The organism is Kushneria sp. Sum13 (genome assembly GCF_052692355.1).
In genome coordinates, this window is record NZ_CP199847.1 from 2,806,623 (window position 1) to 2,826,911 (window position 20,289).

A 20,289-nucleotide genomic window follows, 5' to 3' on the forward strand; every position below is an offset into this window, starting at 1 on the left:
ATGATCGTGTCATAACTTGAGAAGAGAGATGCCTGCTTCAGGGAGGATTGAAGCAGGCGGAAGCGGAGATCTCAGGGCCGACGCCGGGTGGCCAGTTCACGCTTGAGGCGCTCAACGGGTTTGGTGATCAAAAAACCAAAGGAGACGGCACCTTCCTTCGTCTCCACGGCGTGATGCATGCGGTGGGCCTGAATACGCTTTTTCCAGAAGTGCTGCCGACGACTGAACGGCACCGGGAAGCGCCGATGCACCAGCCCATCATGAAACATGAAATAGACCAGTCCGTAGGCGGCAATGCCCAGCCCCAGCGCCAGCTGGAAGGCATGGCCATTGAGCCCGTTGTAGATCAGTACTACCGAGGGCAATGCAAAAAAGACCGCAAACAGATCGTTAAGCTCAAAAAGCCCATGGCGTTCGCTGTGGTGTGAGCGATGCCAGCACCACAGAAAGCCGTGCATGATATAGCGATGCGTAAACCAGGCCACGAACTCCATGCCGGCAAACGCCAGCACAAACAGCATCACCCAGAGCAGCAGATCTCCCATACAGGCCTCCCAGTGGATGTCAGGCGCTGACGATCACCTTCTCGCGCAGCTCCTTCGGCATGGAGAAGGTAATGGTCTCTTCGCGCCCGGCAAGCTCTTCGGGCTCCTGACCGCCCAGCTCCTTGAGGCGATCAATCACGCCTCTGACCAGCACCTCGGGCGCACTGGCCCCGGCGGTCACGCCCACGATTTGACAGTTTTCAAACCACTCGCCCTGCATCGACCGAGCGTCATCGATCAACCATGCCGGTGTCCCCATGCGCTCGGCCAGTTCGGCCAGGCGATTGGAATTCGAGCTGTTGGCACTGCCGACGACCAGCAGAACGTCACACTGCTCGGCCAGCTCGCGCACGGCGTCCTGACGATTCTGAGTGGCGTAGCAAATGTCATCCTTGCGCGGCCCCTGAATGGCCGGGAAGGTTTCCTTCAGAGCATCGATGACCTTTGAAGTATCATCCATCGACAGCGTCGTCTGGGTCACAAAGGACAGATTTTCGGGGTTTTTGACCTTCAGCGCCCGGGCATCCGCCTCATCTTCGACCAGATAGATGGCGCCGCCGTAGCTTTCGTCATAACGCCCCATGGTGCCTTCGACTTCCGGATGCCCGGCGTGGCCGATCAAAATGCACTCATGGCCGCGTCTGGCGTAGCGCAGCACTTCCATATGGACCTTGGTCACCAGCGGACAGGTGGCATCAAAGATCCGCAGACCGCGGCGCTCGGCCTCCTGCTGCACGGCACGTGACACGCCATGCGCCGAGAAGATGACGATATTGTCGTCGGGGATGGCATCAAGCTCCTCGACAAAGATGGCGCCGCGCTCGCGCAGCGTCTCCACCACGTAGCGGTTATGAACCACTTCATGGCGAACATAAATCGGTGCACCGAACACGTCGAGCGCCCGATTGACGATATCGATGGCGCGATCGACGCCTGCACAGAAACCACGTGGATTGGCCAGCCTGATCTGCATGGGCCACCTCGCTATTGAATAATGGTGTCAGTGTCGCACATCAAGGCTCTGATGGGCGAACGGCGATGGGGTCGCTGACCCCATCATGAAATACTGTCAGTGGGTCGTGGCGGGCGTGATATCGAGGACTTCGACGTCAAAGGTCAGCGTACGTCCAGCCAGCGGATGGTTGAAATCCACTTCGACCTGACGCTCGTCCACCGACTTGATGACCCCGGGCAGCTCGCCCCCACCGGTCGGGTCGGCAAAGGACATGACCACACCTTCCTCCAGCGCCTCCTGATCCTCGAAGTCTGAACGCTTGAGCATCTGCACGTTCTGAGGATTCCAGGGGCCAAAGGCGTGTTCCGGCGCCACATCGCTTGTGCGGGTTTCCCCCACTCGCATGCCCCGGATCGGCTTTTCAAACCCGGGGGGCAGATTGCCGTCGCCGAAAACAAACTCGGCCTGACGCTTGCCACGAGTGGTATCCACCTCGGTGCCATCTTCCAGCCGCAGGGTAAAATGGATGGCGATCGTCATGTTGTCATCGGCGACCAGCGCTGCGTCGCTGTCGCCCCGCCCTGCAGACTTATCCTTCATGATGACGCTCCGCTGATGAAGTGTCTTTTTTGTCACGCTTGAACGAGCCGATGATAATGCCCACGGCTCCCAGCGTGATGGCCGTATCCGCCAGATTAAAGGCCGGGTAGTACCAGCCCTGCCAGTGAAAGGATAGGAAATCCACCACGTAACCGTGAACCACACGATCAAAAAGATTGCCGATGGCGCCACCGATAATCAGCGAGATCGACACCTGATTGAGTCGGTCATGGCGCTCAAGCCGGGCCAGCCAGATACTCAACGCAATCACGGCGCCGACAGCGATCAGCGCAAAAAGCCAGCGCTGCCAGCCGGCATGCTCCGAAAGAAAGCTGAAGGCCGCGCCGGTATTGTGCAAAAGCGTCAAATTGAAAAACGGCAGGACTTCAACCGGGCGCGCGTAGGCAAGCGACATGCTTGCCCACGCCTTGGCGCCCAGATCCAGAACGATGACAGCCAGCGACAGCCACCACCAGCGCAGCGTATAGCGCGCATGCGCGTATTGCCCCTTAGGCATAACGACGCACCTCACCGGGGCCATCCGGCAGATTGGCAATCGAGCGCGCCGACAGCGTCGGATAATCCGGATTGGCACCCACGTCGGCCCGGCGCTCCCAGCTGCGCTCATCCTTTTCGAACTCGCTCAGGCGAATGGCGACTTTCAGACCATCAAGCTCGGTCGTACGTGCATCGCTGCCCGCCGACAGGGGCGCCAGCGTGGCCTCGGAGGTGATCAGCACAAAGCGCAGCTCATCTTCGAAACGTGACAGCAGCGCATGCAGCTCATCATCCACATACAGGGTCACTTCACTGTCCAGCGCCCCCTTGATGATGCCCTCGTTGCGAGCGTCTTCGAGCTGCTTGTTGACCGCCTGCTTGACCTCGATCACACGATCCCAGAATGCACGCCCCATGTCGGCGTCTTCCGGTAGCGTGACCAGACCTTCATACCAGGTCTCCAGCAGTACGCTGTCGCCATGCTCGCCGGGAATATGCTCAAAGATCTCCTCGGCCGTAAACGAGAGGATCGGCGCGATCCAGCGCGACAGTGCCTCGATCACGTGATAGAGCGCACTCTGGCAGCTGCGACGTGCCAGCGAATCAGGCTGGGTGGTGTACTGGCGATCCTTGATGATGTCCAGATAGAAACCGCCCAGGTCGCGGGCGCAGAAATCGTGCACCTGCTGGTAGACGTCGCGGAAGCGATACTCCTCGAAGGCCTTTTCGATGCGCGCCTGCAAAAGCACTGCGCGATCAATGACCCAGCGGTCCAGCGCAATCATGTCGTCAAACGCCACCATATCGCGCTTCGGGTCAAAGCCGTTGAGGTTACTCAGCAAAAAGCGCGAGGTATTGCGAATGCGACGGTACACATCGGCGGTGCGCTTGAGGATCTCGTCAGACACCGCCATCTCGCCCGAGTAGTCGGTCGAGGCCACCCACAGGCGCAGAATGTCGGCGCCGAGCTTGTCCATGACCGTCTGCGGTGCCACCACGTTGCCCAGCGATTTCGACTGCTTGCGCCCCTGAGCGTCCACCGTGAAGCCGTGGGTCAGCAGCTGACGATAAGGCGCATGGCCGTCGATGGCCGCGCCGGTCAGAAGTGATGAGTGGAACCAGCCGCGGTGCTGATCCGACCCTTCAAGATACAGATCGGCCAGCGGCCCGCTGTCATGCCCCTGGGGATGCGAGCCGCGCAGCACATGACGATGGGTGGTACCGGAGTCAAACCAGACATCCAGCGTATCCATCACCTTCTCAAACTCATTGGCCTCACTGCCAAGAAGCTCAGTCGGGTCGAGACGGAACCAGGCATCAATGCCCTCTTTCTCGACGCGCTGGGCCACTTCTTCCATGAGCTCGACAGTGCGCGGATGCAGCTCACCGGTCTGCTTGTGCAAAAAGAACGGAATCGGCACGCCCCAGTTACGCTGACGCGAAATACACCAGTCCGGACGATTGGCGATCATGCTGTGCAGACGCGCCTTGCCCCAGGTCGGCGTGAACCGGGTTGCCTCGATGCTCTCAAGGGCAAGCTCGCGAAGCGTTTTGCCCTCCCGACCCTGGATATCCATGCCCACGAACCACTGCGCCGTGGCGCGATAGATCACCGGGGACTTGTGGCGCCAGCAGTGCATGTAGCTGTGCGTGATGGGCTTGTGCGCCATCAACGCGTCGACTTCGCCGAGCTTTTCGATGATGTTCGGGTTGGCTTTCCAGATCATCTGGCCGCCAAAAAACGGCAGGTCGTCGACATAGACACCGTTGCCCTGCACCGGGCCCCGCATCTCGTCAAAGCTCATGCCATGGGCGCGGCAGGTGTTGAAGTCATCCACGCCGTAGGACGGGGCCGAGTGCACGATACCCGTGCTGCCGATCTCGGACTCGACGTAGTCGGCCAGATAGACCGGCGACAGACGATCATAAAAGGGGTGACGGAAGTTGATCAGCTCAAGCGACTTGCCCGCGGTCGTGGCGATCACGTCACCGCTCAGGCCAAAGCGCTCCAGAGAGCTCTCGACCAGCTCTTCAGCCATCACCAGTAACCGCTCGCCGGTATCGATCAGCGCATAGGTGAAGTCCGGATGCACGTTGAGCGCCTGGTTGGCGGGAATGGTCCAGGGCGTGGTCGTCCAGATCACCGCGGCAGCCGGCCTTGCCAGCGCTTCAAGGCCAAAGGCTTTGGCCAGCTTATCGGCATCCTGCACCGGAAAGGCCACATCAATGGCATCGGACTTCTTGTCCTGATATTCCACTTCAGCCTCGGCCAGTGCCGAGCCACAGTCAAAACACCAGTTGACCGGCTTGAGCCCCTTGAAGACAAACCCTTTCTCGACCATGTCAGCCAGCGCCCGAATCTCGCCGGCTTCATTGACATAATCCATGGTGCGATAGGGATGATCCCAGTCACCAATCACGCCCAGACGAACAAAATCGGCCAGCTGGGTTTCGACCTGGGCGCTCGCATATTCGCGACAAAGCGCCCGCGCCTTCTCGGGCGCCATGTGCTTGCCATGCGTGGTTTCCACCTTGTGCTCAATGGGCAACCCGTGACAGTCCCAGCCCGGCACATAAGGCGCATCGAAGCCTGCCAGGTTCTTCGACTTGACGATGATGTCCTTCAGGATCTTGTTGAGCGCATGCCCGATATGGATGCTGCCGTTGGCATAGGGAGGGCCATCATGCAGCACGAACAGGGGGGCACCGGCGCGCGCTTCACGCAGGCGCTGGTACAGATTCATGTCCTGCCACTGCGAAACCCGGCCCGGCTCCTGCTTGGGCAGCATGCCACGCATGGGGAAATCGGTATGGGGCAGATTCAACGTATGCTTGTAGTCGCTCATAACCTGATGGTCAGCCGTCACTGTTCATGTTTGCTGCGTTCCGCCGCCAGTGGCGCCGAGGCCATGGGATAGCGGCAGGAAGGCAATGATGCATCCACCCCTTCTGCGTCGGGCGAGGTACCCGCGGCGTCAGAAGCGTGCTGCCGGAAATCGTACTGCTTGAAATAGTTGCGCGCCTGATCGATATCCAGATGAATGCGGCGCTTGAGTTCATCGATGGAAGCGAAGGTCTCTTCGCCCCGCAGTCTGGCGCAGGGCATGACGATCAGGCGCTGTCCGTAAAGGGACTCATCAAGATCGAAAAGATGCACTTCAAGAACCGGTCGATCCGCCCCGACCGTGGGTCGCCAGCCGATATTGAGCACCCCGGGCACCTCACGTCCATCCTCGAGCCGGGTCATGGCGGCCATGACGCCGCGCAGGATCAGCGGGCCCGGCAGCATGGGCAGATTGGCCGTGGGGACGCCAATGGTACGCCCCAGCTGACGGTCCTTGACCACCCGGCCTTCCAGACTGAAGGGGCGCCCCAGAAGCTGCTCGGCCTGCTCGAAATTGCCCGACGCCAGCAGGGTACGCACGCGGGTGCTCGACACCCGCTCCCCTCCAATCTGAAAGGTGCGCGTGTGCTCAACCGAAAAACCGGCCTGCTCGCCAAGTGTCTTGAGCAGATCAAAATCTCCGGCACGATCGCAGCCAAAGCGAAAATCATCCCCCACCACCAGATGGCGAACACCCAGCCCCTGGATCAGCACACGGTCCACGAACTCGCGAGCCGACAGTTCACGCAGGCGGCAATTAAAGGGCAGGCACAGCACCCGATCGGCGCCGTACTGACCCAGCAGACGCACCTTGTCACTTAGGCGGGTCAGCCGGGGCGGCGCCTGATCACCGGAAAAATACTCGCGCGGCTGAGGCTCGAACACCACGACCACGGCCGGCAGGTCATGCGCCCGGGCATGTGCCTTCAACTGATCCAGAATGGCCTGATGACCACGATGGACCCCATCGAAGTTGCCGATGGTGACAACACTGCCCCGGTGCCGGGGGCGTAGATTATGTAAACCTCTGATCAGTTCCATGCCCACTGCTGCCCGCCGTGATAAACCTTCGATTATAGCGCTGTACACGCCCAACGGACAGGCATCAGCCGCGCAGTTTGAAATGGCGCACGCGGACTCCGGCAAGACCGAGCCAGGCAAAGTAGACCGCCAGGGCCCCGACGATCAGGCCCAGCAGTACCGCAAGACGCTGCTCGATCCCCCACGCCAGCCATTGCTGCCAGTCGGGCGTCAACCACCAGAGCCCGCCGGTGAGCAGCACACAGCCGACCAGCAGCTGCAGGGACAGTCGCCCCCAGCCGGGCTGAAACTTCAGCACATCGCGCTGTAGAAGACCACGCCCCAGCAGGACAGCATTGAGCCAGGCCGATATTGCCGTGGCCAGCGCAAGCCCTGCATGCGCCAGCGGCCACATCAAAATCAGATTGAAAGCCATGTTGGCCACCATGGCAATGATCCCGATCCTGACCGGCGTTTTGGTGTCCTGACGCGCGTAGTAGCCGGGCGCCAGCACCTTGATCAGCATGAAGGCGACCAGGCCCAGCGCGTAGGCGCGCAGACTGCGCGAGGCCATGACGATATCGTGATCGGTCATCGCCCCATAGTGAAAGAGCGTAATCAGCAGCGGCTCGGCCAGCACGATCAGCGCCAGCGCCGCCGGCAGTCCGATCAGCAGCACGGCTCGAATGCCCCAGTCGATCATGCGGGCAAAATGCGTGGGATCATCACTGGCATGCTGACGTGACAGGGCCGGCAAAATCACGGTGCCGATCGCAATGCCAAACACGCCCAGCGGCAGCTCCACCAGTCGGTCGGAGTAGTAAAGCCAGGAGACGCTGCCGCCCACCAGTATTGATGCCAGCACGGTATCAAGCAGCAGATTGATCTGCGATACCGACACCCCGAACATGGCAGGGCCCATCAGGCGCAGGATGCGACGAACGCCGGTATGGCGGAAGTTGGGCCGCAGGCGCGGCAGCAGCCCCAGCCGCAGCAAAAAGGGAATCTGAAACAGCAGCTGCGCAATGCCTGCAATCAACACGCCCCAGGCCAGCGCCATGACCGGGACATCCAGCAGTGGCGCCAGCCACAGCCCCGCCCCGATCATCGACAGGTTCAGAAGCACGGGGGTAAAGGCCGGCACGGCAAAGCGGCCGTAGCTGTTGAGGACACTGCCCGAAAAGGCGGTGAGCGAAATCAGCAGCAGATAGGGAAAGGTCAGGCGCAACATCTCGGCCGTCAGCGCCAGCTTGCCATGGCCATCATCATGGAACCCGGGCGCAAAGACCCAGACCAGCCATGGAGAACACAGCACTGCCAGCACCGTAATGCCCAGCAGGACCACGGCAAGCGTCCCGGCCGTGGCATCCAGAAGCTCTCTGACCTCCTGACGCTCGCGCTGGGAGGCATACTCCGACAATACCGGCACGAAGGCCTGATTGAAGGCGCCCTCTGCAAACAGGCGACGCAGGAAGTTGGGAATCCTGAAAGCGATAAAGAAGGCGTCAGCACCACTGCCGGCACCAAACAACGTGGCCACGACTACATCACGCACCAGACCCAGCACCCGTGACAGCATTGTCATGACGCCTACCACCATCCCCGAACGCAACAGCCCGGCGCCCTTTGCTCCGCTCACTTCAGCACTCACGAGATATGATCTCCCCACCTGAAAAGGGCCACATGATGCTCCCTGTCTTTCATCTCGGCATTGCCCGGATACGCAAAAAACCGGCCGAAGCCGGTTTTTTGCAGGTACTGCTGTCTACAACAGGGCGTTTCCCTGTTATCAGGCAGCCAGCGCCTTGATACGCGCGTTCAGACGGCTCTTGGTACGAGCGGCGCGGTTCTTGTCATAGGCATGCTTGTCGGCAATGCGGTCGATAACGCGCTGTGCAACGCGGAACTCGGCCATGGCGACACTGTGATCACCGCTGTTGATTGCCTTGATAACACGCTTGATGTGCGTGCGAACCATGGAACGCTGGCTGGCATTTTTCTGGCGGCGGCGCTCGGACTGGACGGCGCGCTTACGAGCCTGACGGGTATTGGCCATCGTCTACTCCCTGGAGTGTTGACGTTGATAAATTTTGATAAAAGTGCCTCTTGGGCGGGCACCTTCACAAGAGAGGCGGCATTCTATCAGCGCCCTCGAAGCAATACCAGCCCCTGTGTCAGGGGTCGTGAAGGATCACCATGTTGTCACGATGAATGAGCTCGGGGGCCTCGATGTAGCCCAGATGCGCCACAATGTCGTGGGTCGGCACGCCCAGTATTCGCCCGGTATCCTGAGCATCGTAATTGGCCAGCCCCTTGGCAATCGGCTCGCCGTCACCATCCACACACAGCACCATGTCGCCGCGACGGAAATTCCCGTCCACGGCCGTGACGCCCACCGGCAGAAGGCTTGAGCCACGCTGGCAGACGCGTGCCACGGCGCCCTGATCCAGCGTCAGCGTGCCACGCACCTGCAGCTGCCCGGCCAGCCAGCGCTTGCGTGCCGTCATCGGCGCATGTTCGGGCACCAGCAGGGTGCCGACATCCTCACCATCCAGCAGACGCGACAGTATCCTAGGCTGGCGACCGCTGGCAATCAGCGTCAATGCTCCGGAACGCGCAGCCAGTCTGGCGGCACGAATCTTGGTGGCCATGCCGCCCCGACCCAGCTTGCCACCATCACCGGCCACGGCCACCCAGCGCGGATCATCGGCCTTGCCCTCGCTGATCAACTGCGCATCGGCATCCTTTCGAGGGTCGGCATTATAAAGACCCTCCTGGTCGGTCAGTATGATCAGGGCATCGGCTTCCAGCAGATTGACCACCAGCGCGCCCAGCGTGTCGTTGTCGCCAAAGCGAATCTCGTCGGTCACGACCGTGTCGTTTTCGTTGACGATGGCCACCACGCCCAGATCAATCAGGGTACGCAGGGCCGAGCGCGCATTGAGATAGCGCTTGCGATTGGACAGATCATCATGGGTCAACAGAATCTGCGCAGTGCGAATGTCAAAGCGGGCAAAGTGGTCTTCATAGCTGCGCACCAGTCCGGTCTGCCCGACGGCGGCAGCGGCCTGCAGATCATGAAGCGCGCTGGGGCGGACCTGCCAGCCCAGACGGACCATGCCTTCGGCCACGGCACCGGAAGACACCAGTACCACTTCAACGCCGCGTCGATGCAGCTCGGCAAGCTGATCCACCCAGCCCCCGATGGCCGCTTCATCCAGCCCGCGACCATCGTTGGTCAACAGCGCGCTGCCGATCTTGACCACCACACGACGCAGTCGCGTGACCTGACTGCGACTACCCTCTACGACCTGTTCTGTCATCGCACTCTCCAGCTCCGGCGTCATGCCCGGCAGGCATCAGGGCTGATATTCCACTTCGACGTCAAAATCATCATCGTCGAAATCATCGTCATCACCATCACCGCTGTCGACATCACGACGCTGACGGCCGGCCATGAAGGCCATGCGTGCTTCGGTACGGGCCACGGCCTCCGCTTCCATGCGCTCGCGAATGGCGCGCATGCGCCCGGCATAACCTTCATCTTCCTGCTCGAGCTGGCGCTGCTCGACCAGCCAGCGATGCACGGCCTGTACCAGAGCATCGGTACCCTGCCCGGCAATGGCAGAAATACGAAAGATCGGGCCGTCCCAGTTCAGACGCTCGACAATCCGCTCAAGCATCGCTTCGCGGGTATCCTCATCGACCAGATCACACTTGTTGAGCACCAGCCAGCGCGGGCTTTCGGCCAGCGTCGGAGAATACTGTTCAAGCTCGTGAATGATCTTTTCAGCCGATTCGACCGGATCACTTTCATCAAAGGGCGCCACATCGATGACATGCAGCAGAAGGCGCGTGCGGGTCAGGTGCTTGAGAAAGCGAAGCCCCAGGCCCGCGCCGTCGGCGGCGCCCTCGATCAGCCCCGGCACATCGGCCATGACAAAGTGTTCCTGGAGCCCCAGCTTGACGACGCCCAGGTTGGGCACCAGCGTCGTGAACGGGTAGTCCGCCACCTTGGGACGCGCCGCCGATACGGAGCGGATCAGTGTCGACTTGCCGGCATTGGGCATGCCCAGCAGGCCAACATCGGCCATCAGCTTGAGCTCGAGACGCAGCTCACGACGCTCGCCCTCACCTGACGGTACGCTCTGACGCGGGGTACGGTTGGTCGAGGACTTGAAGTGCACATTGCCCAGCCCTCGGCGGCCACCCTGCGCCACCTTGAGCTCCTGACCCACGGCCGTGATATCACCGATCACCTCAAGGGTTTCAACATCGATGATGGTAGTGCCCACCGGCACCTGCACGATCAGATCTTCTCCCTTGCGGCCGTTCATCTGACTGCCACGGCCAGGCTGCCCGTTGGGGGCCTTGTGAAAACGCTGAAACTTGAAGTCGATCAGCGTATTGAGCGACTCATCACCGACCAGGATGACACTGCCGCCGTGACCACCATCACCACCGTCCGGCCCACCGCGCGGCACGTACTTTTCGCGGCGAAAGCTGACGCAGCCACTGCCACCATTACCGGCTTCCACCGTGATCGAGGCTTCATCGACGAACTGCATGCCACTACTCCCGGCGACTCGTCGCCCTGTATACAAAAACCATGATCGAAAAATAAAGGACTGTCGTATGCACTCATACCGTGGCGGTTATATTACGCCGGGTACGGCCCGAGAGCCCATGGGCCTGTCGTGTTGACGAACCCACATGATAAAAAAAAGCCCCGCCTGAGCGGGGCTTTTGAGCAATCAGCAGTCTCAGGCGGAGACGATGCTGACGTGCTTGCGCTTTTTCGGACCCTTGGTCTCGAACTTCACATGACCGTCGCGCAGTGCGAACAGAGTGAAGTCACGACCGACGCCGACGCCTTCACCGGCGTGGAAACGAGTGCCACGCTGGCGAACGATGATGCTGCCGGCAGAGGCTTCCTGACCACCGAAGAGCTTGACGCCGAGACGTTTGGACTCGGAATCGCGACCGTTACGTGTACTACCTGCGGCCTTCTTGTGAGCCATGAGTATGACCTCCTGAAAATGCGGAAAATGCTTACGCAGTAATCCCGGTGATTTTGACTTCAGTGTACCACTGACGGTGGCCCTGACGCTTCATGCTGTGCTTGCGGCGACGGAACTTGAGGATATGAACCTTCTCGCCGCGGCCGTGAGAGACGACCTCTGCCTTGACAACAGCGCCCGACACCAGCGGTGCACCGATCTTGACATCGTCACCGCCGATCATCAGCACCTGATCGAAATCGATGCTGTCACCAGTGGCCGCATCCAGCTTTTCCAGCTTGATACGCTGGCCTTCCTGGACGCGATACTGCTTGCCGCCGCTCTTGATTACTGCGTACATGGAATTCTCCAATTGACTCATCCGGTTGGCTGCTTCATCGACCTGTGGCAAGTGGCCCCGAACCCGTCTTTAACAAGGACGGCCGAGCCATCTTACAGGGAGCACGATGAGATAAGGGCGCGAATTATAACCGCCCGCGCGAGGCAACTCAAGGCCCGCCATGATGCATCTTGACGCCCATGAAGGGGTTACCTAGCATACCGGGCATTCATGTCGCTTCGACGCCCAAAGGGCCTTCGAGAAGACTGCCCGGCAAACCCAAGCCCCCCTGTTGTCCTGCCGGCCCGGGCCCATGCCTGCAGGGAATAGAAGCCCGAGGTTCACTGTGAACAGCCAAGTCGTTTCACCCAGCGTTTCCAGGACCCATGAACCCGTCATGGAAGACTTTGCAGCTGTTGACCGCACCATTCGCGCGCAGCTTGCCTCCCATGTTCCCCTGATCGAAACGATCGGCAACTACATTATTGAAAGCGGCGGGAAACGCGTTCGCCCTCTGCTGGCCCTTCTATCGGCCAGGGCACTGGGATATGAAGGCCAGCAGCACATCACGCTGGCGGCTCTGATCGAATTCATGCATACCTCGACGCTTTTGCATGATGACGTCGTGGATGAATCCCACCTGCGCCGCGGTCGCGCCACGGCCAACGACACCTGGGGCAATGCCCCCTCGGTACTGGTCGGCGATTTTCTCTATTCGCGCTCGTTTGAAATGATGGTCGAGGTCGGCTCGATGCCGATCATGGCCGTGCTCTCCAACGCCACCTCCATCATCGCCGAAGGCGAAGTGCTGCAGCTGACCAATATCGGCAATGCCGACATTGACGAAGCCGCCTACTTCGACACCATCCAGGGCAAGACCGCGATGCTGTTCGAAGCGGCGTCCCATACCGGCGCCATGGTGGCTGATGGCACCGAGGCACAGGTCGAGGCACTCAAGCTCTATGGCCGCTATCTGGGACTGGCCTTTCAGCTCATTGATGATCTGCTGGACTATCAGGGCAATGCCAGCGAGATGGGCAAGAACGTGGGCGATGATCTTGCCGAGGGCAAACCGACCCTGCCCCTGATTCGCGCCATGGTCGTGGGCAGCCCGGCGCAGGCCAACGTGGTCCGTCGCGCCATCAGTGAAGGCGGACTGTCCTATCTCGATGAAGTACTGGCCATCGTGCGGGATACCGGCGCACTGGAGTACACCCGTCAGCGCGCCAATGAGATGGTGGATCTCGCACTCGAGCAGCTCACGCTGCTGCCGCCATCGCCGTATCGCGAAAGTCTGGAACTGCTGGTTCGACAGGCCGTGGATCGTCATGCCTGATCAGGGGCTTGCATTACCTGAAACACGCAGTATAATGCGCACCGTCATGACGAGCTCATGACACTCGGAATATAGCTCAGCTTGGTAGAGCGCTGCCTTCGGGAGGCAGAGGTCGTAGGTTCGAATCCTGCTATTCCGACCAGTATTCAAGGCGCCTGTCTTCACCGACAGGCGCTTTTTTTATGGGCGAATTTCCATCTGGCCGGATCAGATGCTGACACGCCCGGGGCTGGCGATCTGCCTGCGACGCGCTATGCTGGCCCCATCGATATTCATGACTGGAGGTCCCGTGAGCGATAGCCTGTTTCCCGATCAGCAGCCTGCCAATGTCCATCACCTGCGCGTCGGCGAGATCATCGTCACCACGCTGATGGATGCCTATATGCAGGGGTCACTGGAGCTGATCCAGCACGTTGACGCCTCGCGCGCCGAAACGCTTCAGGCCCAAAGCCTGCGCCCCAACCCGCCGCGCATCACCCTCAACGCCTATCTACTGCATATTGGTGATCAGCGCGTGCTGGTGGACACCGGCTTCGGTGCACTGGCCGATGGCGAAGGTGCCCGCCTGTCTCAGGGGCTGGCTGACATCGGCGTGCTGCCTGATGCCATTGATGCCGTGTTGGTGACGCACCTGCATCCTGACCACATCGGCGGGCTGATCACGTCAGACGATCAACCGGCCTTTGCCAATGCACGCATTCTGGTACCGGGCGAAGAGCTGGATTTCTGGCAGCAGCAGGCACCCGCCGATGCCTCCGACATGTTTGCCCAGCAGTTTGACGTGGCACACCGCGTGCTTGAGATCAATCGTGACCGGATAGAGCGTATCGACGGTGATCAGGTGATGGACGGCGTCACCCGCGTGGCCCTGCCTGGCCATACGCCGGGACACAGCGGCTATCTGATCGAATCCGGCAGCGACCGGCTGCTGCTGTGGGGGGATATCGTCCACCTGCCGCACATTCAGCTCCCTGAACCCAATGCCGGCGTTTTATTCGATGTCGACGGGGAACGGGCCGTAGCAACACGCAAGGACATCCTTGTCCGAGTCGCGAAGGAAAAACTCATGGTGGCCGGCCACCATCTGGACTTCCCCGGTATCGGCCATATTGTGGAAGACACGCAGGGCTATCGCTTTTTGCCCCACGTCTGGTCGCCCACCCCCTGATATCAGCAAAATGCCCCGACCATGGCTGGGGCATTCTCATATCGTTTCAATCATCGCTATCGCGAAGGCGCCCCTGTTTGAGCGTTATCTGCGCGCTCACATGGTTGGCAAAGTCGATCAACTGGCGCCGGTCGCGATAGGTCATCTGACGCGGCTTGTGATCAATGATACATACCGCGCCCAGCGGCTCTCGGTGTGATGACCGAATCACCGCGCCGGCATAGAACCGCAGCGCCATCTCACCGGTGACCAGCGGGTTATCACAAAAGCGTTGATCCGCCATGGCGTCTTCGACCACCATAATATGGTCTGCCTCGATCGCGTGGCTGCAGAAGGTAATCTCTCGGGAAACCTCCTCAATACCTTCCAGACCGACTTCCGACTTGAACCAGACCCGCTTGTCGTCCACCAGCGAGATCATGGAAATCGGCACGTCAAAATCACGTGCCAGAAGCCGGGTAATGACGTCAAAACGCTCCTCACGGGGCGTTTCAAGTATCCCGAGCCCTTTCAACGCGGCCAGCCGCCGCCTTTCCTGTTCCTGCTTCCAATGCCTGTATCGATTCGGCACGTTGACGCTCCTCAAGAGCAGCGCCTGCGACTTTTGACTTCCCGGCGCGCTCAATTCCATTACACGACACTCCATGGCGTTTTGTATCGACCGGGCGGCGCGTAACTGAATCGCGACACAAGCATTTTAAGCCAAGACTATGTCTGCTTCTGGGCATCCAGTACCTGAAGGCTTGTCTCGATATAGAGACGGCGCAGGGCTCTGGCAATCTCTCCCGGCTGCCCCTCGCCTATCGAGCGCTGATCGATCGACACCACCGGATACACCAGCGACGTGGCCGATGTCATAAAGGCTTCCCGAGCGTTTTGCGCCTCCTTGATGGTAAAGCCGCGCTCTTCGACCTTCATGTCATGCTGTTGCGCCAGCTGCATGATGGTCCGGCGCGTAATGCCGTGCAAAAGCGACCGCGATAGCTCGCGGGTGATCAGCGTGTTGTCATGATCGACAATCCAGGCATTGCTGGAAGAGCCTTCCGTCACCAGCCCCGAATCCACCAGCCAGGCATCATCGGCCCCGCGCTTTTTGGCTTCCATCTTGGCCATGGAGGGGTACAAAAGCTGCACGGTTTTGATGTCGCGTCGCCCCCAGCGCATGTCCGGCAGGGAGATGACCTTGAGGCCCCGCTCGGCCAGCGGACTGTCGATAATCGACTTTTGCTGGGTAAAGGCCACCAGGGTGGCCGGCGTCTGAGCATCGGGGTAGGCAAAGTCCCGGTCGGCAACGCCACGGGTGACCTGCAGATACACCAGCCCTTCCTGCAGACCATTTTTATCGATGAGCTGACGGTGAATATCACGCAGGGCATTGTCGTTGAGCGACAGATGCATGTTCAGCTCATTGAGCGAGCGATGCAGACGCGCCACGTGCCCCTCGAAATCCACCAGTCTGCCATTGAGGACAGCCGTCACTTCATAAATACCATCGGCAAACAGAAAGCCGCGATCAAACACTGACACGCTGGCTTCGCTTTCCGGTACGTACCGGCCATTGACGTAGACTGTTCGAGACATGAGCCCTTCCACTGTACGTTGTCCTGCGCCATAAGCGCGCAGGGATTGCGTTGTTGTCAGATCATTGCATGACCCGGTGCCCTGATCATATCAGTGCTGCCGGGGGGCTGCGCGATGCGACCGGCGCGCGGCGTTTCCGCCAGCCACACCTGACACCCGGGCCGGGAGGTGCAACCGGCCGGTCGGATGCGTAAAATACGCGCCGCAGTCCATTCGGGGCTGTAACACCCCCTGGTCCGCCCCTTGCGAGGGCGACTGCCTGGAGAATTGCATGACACCCTCTGATCTACCCGACGAGGGCCCCATCGTGGTGGCTGCCCTCTACAAGTTTGTCTCCCTGCCCGATTATGAAGCGCTTCGCGAGCCGCTGCTCGAGGCCATGCGCGCCAATGACGTCAAGGGCACACTATTGCTGGCCGAGGAAGGCATCAACGGCACCGTGTCCGGCACACGAGACAACATTGATGCGCTGCTGACGTGGCTCAGAAGCGATCCACGGCTGACGGATCTCGAACACAAGGAATCCCGGGCGCAGGAGCAGCCGTTTTACCGTACCAAGGTCAAGCTCAAGCGTGAGATCGTGACGCTGGGCGTGGACGGTGTGGACCCCAATCGGCGCGTGGGCACCTATGTCGAGCCCGAGCAGTGGAACGACCTGATCAGCGATCCCGAAGTGCTGCTGATCGACACGCGTAACGACTATGAGGTCGAGATCGGCACGTTTGAAGGCGCCGTGGATCCAAAAACCCGCTCATTTCGCGAGTTTCCCGACTACGTGAAGGCGCATTACAACCCCGAAAAGCACAAGAAGGTCGCCATGTTCTGCACCGGCGGCATTCGCTGTGAAAAGGCGTCCAGCTACATGCTGGAGCAGGGGTTTGAAGAGGTGTATCACCTCAAGGGTGGCATTCTGAAATATCTGGAAACGGTGCCCGAGCAGGATTCCCGCTGGCGCGGCGACTGCTTTGTTTTCGATAACCGGGTGACTGTGCGCCATGACCTCAGCGAAGGCGAGTTTGACCAGTGTCATGCCTGCCGAAGGCCCATCTCCGCCGAGGACCAGCAGTCCGAGTACTACGAACCAGGCATCAGCTGCCCGCACTGCTGGGACAACCTCCCTGAAAAGACCCGCGCAGGTGCCCGCGAACGCCAGCGTCAGATCGAACTGGCGAAGGCGCGCGGAGAGGCCCATCCCATCGGACGCGACCCGCGCATCGATCAGACCTCCTGAGTCACGCGTCGGCGTCATGTTCTGGCCGCCCACCCGGACCGCCCGGGTGGGCGACCCCTGCGTCTTTCAAGACTCGGACGGCTTCTCGGTGCTTTCGGGTTCCCTGCTCTCGGGTTCCAGATAACGCTGCCAGAGGGTTCGCACGGCGTCACGGTGCTCGACGAACCCGGCCTCGGGGACCAGCGAGCCGGAGCGGGTCAATGCCGCGCGATGGCTGGCATCGCGATAGGCAAGCCAGGCACGCCTGAGCTTTTCGGCCCCTTCAAACGGTAGATGGCCGGACGATTCCAGCGTTTCCAGAATGCGCATGTTATCGGTATAGGTCAGCAGCGCCTTTTCACGGTGCCCCATGGCCAGCACCGCAAACTGGTTCATGAACTCGATGTCGACCATGCCGCCCGGATCCTGCTTGAGATGAAACCAGCCGGCACTGCGCGATTGCGGGCTACTGCCCAGGTGCTGGCGCATCTTCTCGCGCATGGCGACCACTTCCCGCTTGAGGGTGTCCACATCGGTCTCGCTGGAAAGCGTCTCGAGACGAATCTCCTCAAAACGACGCGCCAGCGCTGTGCTGCCGGCCACGCCCCGGGCGCGCACCAGCGCCTGATGCTCCCAGACCCAGGCCTCACGGCGCTGATAGTCGGCAAAGGCTTCCAGCGAGGACACCAGAAGGCCCGAATTGCCTGACGGTCGAAGGCGCATGTCCACGTCATAGAGCACGCCGGCCGGCGTCGTGGTGGTCAGCATGTGAATGATGCGCTGGCCCATGCGGGCATAGAAGACTGGATTGTCGAGGCTGCGCGCGCCATTGGTACTGCCGCGCGGGTCGGCGTCGTGCAGAAACACCAGATCCAGATCGGAACCGTAGCCCAGCTCGATCCCCCCGAGCTTGCCATAGCCCACCACCAGGAAATCGACGTCGTCGGCACCGGCATGACTGCCATCGCGGCGACGAGGGTAGCCATAGCGCGCCGTCAACCCCTGCCAGGCCAGCTGCACGACGGCTTCCAGCACGACTTCGGCAATCATCGTCAGATGATCGCTGACCACCATCAGCGGGCGCGCACCCGCCACATCGGCGGCCGCCACATTGAGCACGCGGGCATGACGAAACAGGCGCAGCGCCTCGAGCTGGCTCTCTTCGTCATTGGGGGGCAGCCGTGACAGGGTCTGACGCAGTTCGTCTTCGAGCTCGCTGCGCTCGGGGGGCGTATAGAGATTGCGCGGATCCAGCAGCTCATCGAGCAGTACCGGATAGCGGGCCAGCTGCTCGCCGATCCAGGCGCTGGCACTGCACAGGCGGACAAACTGTGTCAGTGCGTCGGGGTTTTCCTTTAAAAGCGACAGATAGGCCGTGCGGCGCAGGACCGACTCTACCAGCGCCAGCACCCGTTCCAGCGTAATGTCGGGGGTTTCGGTGGCCGCCACGTTGGACAGCAGTACCGGCATCAGTGCTTCAAGGCGTTCAAAACCGATACGCTGCATGCCGGTCACGGCGCGTCCATGGCGCAGCTTGAGAAGCCGTTCGCGAGCCCGGGGCGGGTCGCGAAAGCCGGACTCGGACAGCAGCGCGATCGCCGCTTCATCGTCAAAGGCTTCCTGCCAGAGCGCTCGCCATTCTTCCAGCGCGCCGGCCTCGATCAGCTCGTGATCTTCCTCTTCAGGCGGCGCGATCACTTCATTGAAGCGCTCACGCACCCGGCGGCGCACCTCATCAAGATCCGCTACCAGCCCTTCCCAGTGCTCATGGCCCATGGCAAAGGCGATGCGGGCGCGAGGAAGATCTTCATCGGGCAGCGACTGGGTCTGACGGTCTTCCAGCCCCTGCAGGGCATGTTCGAGATCGCGCAAAAAGACATAGTCGGCCTGCAGGGCACGCACGTCATGACGCGACATGATTTCAAGACGCTCAAGCTCTGCCAGTGCCCGCTTGAGTGAAGGCGTCTGCAGCTCGGTCACCCGGCCACCGCGAATCAGCTGGAAGGCCTGAACGACGAACTCGACCTCGCGAATGCCGCCGGCCCCCAGTTTGATGTCATCCTCGCGGCCGCGTCGCCTGACCTCGCGATTGATCAACGCCTTCATCTCGCGCAGTGATTCGATCGCCCCGAAGTCGATGTATTTTCGGTAGACGAAGGGGCGCAGCTCGACCAGAAGTCGCTGACCGGCCTCGAGATCGCCGGCCACCGGACGCGCCTTGAGCATGGCGTAGCGCTCCCACTCACGCCCCTGGCTCTGGTAGTAGGACAGCATGCTGGCAAAGCTGCCGGTCAATGGCCCGCCATCCCCGAGTGGGCGCAGGCGCATGTCGACGCGAAAGACAAAGCCGTCGGCCGTGATCGCATCCAGCGAGGCGATAACCTTCTGGCCCAGTCGGGTGAAATACTCCTGATGTTCCAGCGGACGCTCGCCCCCATGCGTCTGGCCCTTTTCGGGATAGGCGAAGATCAGATCGATATCAGAGGAGAGGTTGAGTTCACCGGCACCCAGCTTGCCCATGCCCAGCACCACCATCCGCTGGGGCCGGCCGTCGCTGTCCGGTGATGGCTTGCCATAGCGCTCGGCCATGGCACTTTCATGCCAGCGCAGCGCCGCCTCCATGCAGACCTCGGCCAGCCGCGACACGGCAGCAGCGATGCCCCAGGCATCAGCGTAATCGTTACGATCGCGCCAGATGATCGCCACCATGCGCTCGCGTCGAAATCGTCGCAGTATCCGCTGAAGATCCGCTTCAGTGGCCGCCCCCTCAAGCGCCCTGTCGAGCCAGCTTTCCAGGGTATCCCGGCCAGGAGCGGCGACAAGTTCTTCGTGTGACAGCAGACGGTCAAGCATGACGCCATCGTGTGAGAGGGCCCGGGCCACAAAATCGCTGGCCGTGATGGTCGTGACCAGTTCACGCAGGCGCTCTTCGCCCAAACGTGCCAGCAAGGCCTCATCAAATGTCTCAAGGGTACGACGTGCCTGAGACTGCAGTGCTTCAGGCAGGCCCGTCAGGGCAGCTTGCAGGGACATGGAAGGGCCTCTCTTTGATCCGTTACCTGTCAGCATAACGAAGATTGCAGTCGGAGCCATCACCCCGCATGCTTGTCTTGTCTGTTCATGACACGAAACGCGCTGTCTCGCGATCGCTG

Annotated in this window: 18 protein-coding genes and 1 tRNA gene; 4 read left to right on the forward strand and 15 right to left on the reverse strand. The window is 60.8% G+C overall.

Going from position 1 to position 20,289, the window contains the following annotated elements:
* Positions 1 to 71 precede the first annotated feature (71 nt).
* The 12 genes from ACUN8C_RS13040 to rplU all read right to left on the reverse strand — a co-directional run bounded on the left by ACUN8C_RS13040 (position 72) and on the right by rplU (position 11,863).
* Positions 72 to 545 (reverse strand): sterol desaturase family protein, encoded by a 474-nt coding sequence (locus ACUN8C_RS13040; RefSeq protein WP_445619598.1) that lies wholly within the window; start codon positions 543 to 545, stop codon positions 72 to 74.
* A gap of 19 nt (positions 546 to 564) precedes the next feature.
* On the reverse strand, positions 565 to 1,518 hold the full coding sequence (gene ispH, locus ACUN8C_RS13045; RefSeq protein WP_445619599.1) for a 4-hydroxy-3-methylbut-2-enyl diphosphate reductase: 954 nt from the start codon (positions 1,516 to 1,518) through the stop codon (positions 565 to 567).
* 96 nt (positions 1,519 to 1,614) lie between these two features.
* Positions 1,615 to 2,100, reverse strand: a complete 486-nt coding sequence (gene fkpB, locus ACUN8C_RS13050; protein ID WP_445619600.1) for an FKBP-type peptidyl-prolyl cis-trans isomerase — start codon at positions 2,098 to 2,100, stop codon at positions 1,615 to 1,617.
* Complete coding sequence (gene lspA, locus ACUN8C_RS13055) at positions 2,090 to 2,617, reverse strand: signal peptidase II (protein ID WP_445619601.1); 528 nt, start codon at positions 2,615 to 2,617, stop codon at positions 2,090 to 2,092. Before lspA ends, fkpB begins: the two co-directional genes overlap by 11 nt.
* Positions 2,610 to 5,444, reverse strand: coding sequence for an isoleucine--tRNA ligase (ileS, locus tag ACUN8C_RS13060; RefSeq protein WP_445619602.1), 2,835 nt, complete (start codon positions 5,442 to 5,444; stop codon positions 2,610 to 2,612). The genes lspA and ileS overlap by 8 nt, the downstream gene beginning before the upstream one ends.
* 17 nt (positions 5,445 to 5,461) lie before the next feature.
* Positions 5,462 to 6,523: a bifunctional riboflavin kinase/FAD synthetase gene (ribF, locus tag ACUN8C_RS13065; RefSeq protein WP_445619603.1), complete on the reverse strand. Its 1,062-nt coding sequence runs from the start codon at positions 6,521 to 6,523 to the stop codon at positions 5,462 to 5,464.
* A gap of 64 nt (positions 6,524 to 6,587) precedes the next feature.
* Positions 6,588 to 8,102 (reverse strand): murein biosynthesis integral membrane protein MurJ, encoded by a 1,515-nt coding sequence (gene murJ / locus ACUN8C_RS13070; protein WP_445621868.1) that lies wholly within the window; start codon positions 8,100 to 8,102, stop codon positions 6,588 to 6,590.
* Positions 8,103 to 8,291: 189 nt separating this feature from the next.
* Positions 8,292 to 8,558: a 30S ribosomal protein S20 gene (rpsT, locus tag ACUN8C_RS13075; RefSeq protein ID WP_108841928.1), complete on the reverse strand. Its 267-nt coding sequence runs from the start codon at positions 8,556 to 8,558 to the stop codon at positions 8,292 to 8,294.
* 118 nt (positions 8,559 to 8,676) lie between these two features.
* Positions 8,677 to 9,825: a glutamate 5-kinase gene (gene proB, locus ACUN8C_RS13080; RefSeq protein WP_445619604.1), complete on the reverse strand. Its 1,149-nt coding sequence runs from the start codon at positions 9,823 to 9,825 to the stop codon at positions 8,677 to 8,679.
* A gap of 36 nt (positions 9,826 to 9,861) precedes the next feature.
* Positions 9,862 to 11,070, reverse strand: coding sequence for an Obg family GTPase CgtA (gene cgtA / locus ACUN8C_RS13085; RefSeq protein ID WP_108841927.1), 1,209 nt, complete (start codon positions 11,068 to 11,070; stop codon positions 9,862 to 9,864).
* Positions 11,071 to 11,265: 195 nt separating this feature from the next.
* A complete protein-coding gene (gene rpmA / locus ACUN8C_RS13090) occupies positions 11,266 to 11,523 on the reverse strand; it encodes a 50S ribosomal protein L27 (RefSeq protein ID WP_108841926.1) in 258 nt (85 codons plus the stop codon).
* 31 nt (positions 11,524 to 11,554) lie between these two features.
* On the reverse strand, positions 11,555 to 11,863 hold the full coding sequence (gene rplU, locus ACUN8C_RS13095; protein WP_445619605.1) for a 50S ribosomal protein L21: 309 nt from the start codon (positions 11,861 to 11,863) through the stop codon (positions 11,555 to 11,557).
* 376 nt (positions 11,864 to 12,239) lie between these two features.
* On the opposite strand from rplU, the gene ACUN8C_RS13100 reads away from it, so the two are divergent.
* The 3 genes from ACUN8C_RS13100 (at position 12,240) to ACUN8C_RS13110 (ending at position 14,346) form a co-directional block, all read left to right on the forward strand.
* Positions 12,240 to 13,178 (forward strand): polyprenyl synthetase family protein, encoded by a 939-nt coding sequence (locus tag ACUN8C_RS13100; protein ID WP_243409122.1) that lies wholly within the window; start codon positions 12,240 to 12,242, stop codon positions 13,176 to 13,178.
* Positions 13,179 to 13,243: 65 nt separating this feature from the next.
* Positions 13,244 to 13,320: transfer RNA gene (locus ACUN8C_RS13105), tRNA-Pro, on the forward strand.
* A gap of 147 nt (positions 13,321 to 13,467) precedes the next feature.
* Complete coding sequence (locus ACUN8C_RS13110; protein ID WP_445619606.1) at positions 13,468 to 14,346, forward strand: MBL fold metallo-hydrolase; 879 nt, start codon at positions 13,468 to 13,470, stop codon at positions 14,344 to 14,346.
* A gap of 46 nt (positions 14,347 to 14,392) precedes the next feature.
* On the opposite strand, the gene ACUN8C_RS13115 is transcribed toward ACUN8C_RS13110, so the two are convergent.
* Together ACUN8C_RS13115 and ACUN8C_RS13120 are read right to left on the reverse strand one after the other, a co-directional pair.
* The gene (locus ACUN8C_RS13115) at positions 14,393 to 14,917 is read right to left on the reverse strand and encodes a GAF domain-containing protein (RefSeq protein ID WP_445619607.1); all 525 of its coding nucleotides are present in this window, start codon (positions 14,915 to 14,917) and stop codon (positions 14,393 to 14,395) included.
* A gap of 137 nt (positions 14,918 to 15,054) precedes the next feature.
* Positions 15,055 to 15,927 (reverse strand): D-amino-acid transaminase, encoded by an 873-nt coding sequence (locus ACUN8C_RS13120; protein ID WP_445619608.1) that lies wholly within the window; start codon positions 15,925 to 15,927, stop codon positions 15,055 to 15,057.
* Positions 15,928 to 16,198: 271 nt separating this feature from the next.
* On the opposite strand from ACUN8C_RS13120, the gene trhO reads away from it, so the two are divergent.
* A complete protein-coding gene (gene trhO / locus ACUN8C_RS13125) occupies positions 16,199 to 17,158 on the forward strand; it encodes an oxygen-dependent tRNA uridine(34) hydroxylase TrhO (protein ID WP_445619609.1) in 960 nt (319 codons plus the stop codon).
* Between the two features lie 66 nt (positions 17,159 to 17,224).
* Here trhO and glnE read toward each other — a convergent pair whose 3' ends face one another.
* Positions 17,225 to 20,170 (reverse strand): bifunctional [glutamate--ammonia ligase]-adenylyl-L-tyrosine phosphorylase/[glutamate--ammonia-ligase] adenylyltransferase, encoded by a 2,946-nt coding sequence (gene glnE, locus ACUN8C_RS13130; RefSeq protein WP_445619610.1) that lies wholly within the window; start codon positions 20,168 to 20,170, stop codon positions 17,225 to 17,227.
* Positions 20,171 to 20,289: the final 119 nt, after the last annotated feature.